The sequence below is a fragment of the Clostridium sp. AF28-12 genome, assembly GCF_003435225.1.
In the GTDB taxonomy this organism is placed as follows: domain Bacteria; phylum Bacillota; class Clostridia; order Lachnospirales; family Lachnospiraceae; genus Pilosibacter; species Pilosibacter fragilis.
In genome coordinates, this window is the sequence record NZ_QWGJ01000046.1 from 1 (window position 1) to 2,892 (window position 2,892).

At 48.6% G+C, this 2,892-nt stretch carries 3 protein-coding genes and 1 pseudogene; all 4 read right to left on the reverse strand.

Annotation, left to right across the window (positions count from 1 at the left end; genetic code table 11):
- Positions 1 to 620, reverse strand: a 620-nt coding sequence (locus tag DWY93_RS16505; RefSeq protein ID WP_117472720.1) for a VirB6/TrbL-like conjugal transfer protein, CD1112 family, incomplete at its 3' end; no start/stop codon positions are given.
- A 12-nt stretch (positions 621 to 632) separates the two neighbouring features.
- Positions 633 to 716: pseudogene (locus DWY93_RS17905) on the reverse strand (Maff2 family protein); the annotation flags it as partial.
- A gap of 90 nt (positions 717 to 806) precedes the next feature.
- A complete protein-coding gene (locus DWY93_RS16515; protein WP_117472722.1) occupies positions 807 to 2,477 on the reverse strand; it encodes a recombinase family protein in 1,671 nt (556 codons plus the stop codon).
- Positions 2,478 to 2,675 (reverse strand): hypothetical protein, encoded by a 198-nt coding sequence (locus DWY93_RS16520; protein WP_117471371.1) that lies wholly within the window; start codon positions 2,673 to 2,675, stop codon positions 2,478 to 2,480. It abuts the gene before it with no gap.
- Positions 2,676 to 2,892 lie beyond the last annotated feature (217 nt).

Below are 2,892 nucleotides of genomic sequence, written 5' to 3' on the forward strand. Positions count from 1 at the left end.
TGAAAAGCGGCGCTTCTGGACGCGCGGTAAATTTCTATCATTCTTCCGAACAAGATTACCGTAATGATAATTGACAGAATGTGCATGGTAACACTGATCAACATCGTTTCCATGGATAGCAGGAACAAATCCCCTAACTCCATATCCTCCAGGGCATCCACAATCCGTGAAATTGCTTCTGTTGCATCCACCGCAGTGTTTCCTGATATCACCCCGGCGGCATTGTTGACCACATGCTGGCCAACATCAAAGACCGCCATCGTGATATTGAACGTATTTGTCACCAGATAAATGGCTACATACGCTTTGAAGATCCAGAGGAAAATGTTATAAGTCTCAAATTCATGGAAATTGTTTTTCTGTGTTACCATCGTGATCAATTCATAGCACAGGACAAAGGTGATGATCAGTCCCGCAATGGGGACGATCACCGTTTGGGATATATTCTGGATCAGATTAAAAATCCCTGCATTCCATCCCTGCGGTGTCTGTCCCACCTGCCCGGCTATGGTTCCCACCTGCTCATTGACAGACGTGAACATGTTATCCAAACATGACTTGATAAGTCCAATCAGGATATCCTTTATCGCTTCCGTAATTCTCTCAATGATGGTGTTCATCTACCACTCCTCTTAAGAGAACAATGTTGCCAGCTGTGGAATCAGGGTAGTTCCCAGCAGCATGATTCCGGCACCAGCCATCAGCTGTTTTATCCCCAATTAGGTGTAAAACTCTGCTCGATGGCGGGCGGCGGCGTACAAAAAATCTATATGGTGTTTTTAAGAGAATCGTCCCGGTAGGACAGGTCAGGCAGTGACCTGTTCCACCTCTGGGATGGGTTTGAGATTAAAATGAATTTCGATAGAAATGTGTCTTGTTTTATCTTCGTCAATGCGCTCATGCACGACGATTTCTTTGATTAAGCGGTTAAGGGTGGCTGCGTCCAGCTCTGTGATGTTGGCATATTCCTGAATGGCTTCCACCCATTGTTTTGCGTCATTGGCAAGCTGGGCTTCATCGGACAGCCGCTTCCTGCCCTCGGACACTTTTGCTTTAAGCTCCGTCTGCTCGGTCTGTGTCTTTTCCAGCATGGTGTTGAAATTCTGCTCACTGATACGCCCTGCAATCATATCCTCATAAAGCCGCATGACCATTTTGTCCAGAACCTCAATCCGTTCCTCGTCCCTTGTAAGGGAGCGTTCCATTGCTTCCCGCTGTTCCCGCTGCTCTGCTTCACAGGTATTGGTCAGGCGGTCGGCAACCGCTTCCCCGTCCATCAGGGCAGCCCTGGCACATTCCCGGATTTTCCGCAGCACATGGCTGTAAAGGGTGTCATAGTCAATCCGGTGCTGGGTGCAGTGGTTCTTTCCAAAGGCATTGTAGGTCTTGCAGGAATAAATCTGCTGGGGATGTTTTGCGTTTGTGCAGCGTATCGTCAGCGACTTCCCACACTCGCCGCATTTTATCAGTCCGGCAAACAGGCTGATTTCATTGGTCTGCCCCGGACGCTGGCGGGATTTCAGCTTGTTCTGCACAATGTCAAAGCTCATGCGGTCAATCAGCGGTTCATGCTGCCCCTCCACCACAATCCAGTCCTCCGGCTTCTTTTCCCCAATCGTGCCGATTTTGAAACGGTAGTCCTTTTTCTGGGAAGCAATCGCCCCGGTGTAGACGGGATTCATCAAAAGGTCTTTGATAACGGAGAAGTCCCACATATACCGCCCGTTTTCCGGGTCTTTCTTTTCCCATTTGGTGCGGGTATTGCGAAGCCCCCGTTCCCGGTTCCACCATGTGGGGCAGGGGATTTTTTCTTCCTCCAGCCGTCTGCGGATATAGTTCGGACCATGACCGTTCAGGGCATATCCGAAAATCAGCCGCACAATCGGGGCGGTTTCCTCGTCAATGAGCAGATGGTTTTTGTCCTCCGGGTCTTTCCGATACCCAAACGGGGCAAGACACCCGGTAAACTGTCCTTTCTGCGCTTTCAGAAGATAAGAGGAATGGACTTTCTTGGAAATATCCTTGCTGTACATCTCGTTCAGGATATTCTTGAACGGGGCAATATCGTTGTTATCCCGCAGGGTGTCGATACCGTCATTCATGGCGATATAGCGGACACCGTTTCTTGGGAAAAAGTCCTCAATCAAATGCCCGGTTTGCAGATAGTTACGCCCCAGTCGGCTGAGGTCTTTCGTGATGACAAGGTTGATTTGCCTGCGCTCAATGGCTCTCAACATTCTCTGTAAATCAGGACGCTCCATATTAAGACCTGTGAAGCCATCGTCCTGATAGACTGCCACAACCTCCCATCCCTGCTTTTCGCAGTATTTTTCCAGCATATCACGCTGGTTTGCGATACTGGCACTTTCGCCTTGCAGGTCATCGTCCTTTGACAGCCTGCAATAGACCGCTGCACGATACCCTCCGGCAAGTGCCGAACCGATTGTTCTGTATTCCATTTCGTTCATCATAGCCATTTACCCACACAATCCAGACGGTATCTGGCTCTTTTGAACCTCATCTTCATTATAGCTCATATCTTTCCTTTTAGCAAGATAGTCTTTCGTATTTGTCTTACCGTATTTCTGGGAAATCAGGCTGACGAACACATCGGTTGCGTCAAGCTCCCCGTCAAACACCGTAGTCACATGAATCTCTGTTTTGTTTTTTGCCATAGGCAGTTATCCTCCATACATGAAAATAGCCAGACAGAGGGTGTCGGCAACGAAGTCCGGCAACGGGCTTCAAAAGACCTTGCAAACAATCTCAATCTGGCGATGGTTACTATTTATACTTTTCTTTTATTTTTCTGTTGTTTTGGTTGTCATAGGGGAGAAAAGCCGATAGTTTCGGGATTTTCCCCGGCAACCGGCTCGGCAACGGGATAGCAAC

Bases quoted from the DNA above. Each gene is read 5' to 3' on its own strand.
- DWY93_RS16520 (WP_117471371.1), bottom strand. From the start codon at position 2,675: ATGGCAAAAAACAAAACAGAGATTCATGTGACTACGGTGTTTGACGGG.
- DWY93_RS16515 (WP_117472722.1), bottom strand. From the start codon at position 2,477: ATGGCTATGATGAACGAAATGGAATACAGAACAATCGGTTCGGCACTT.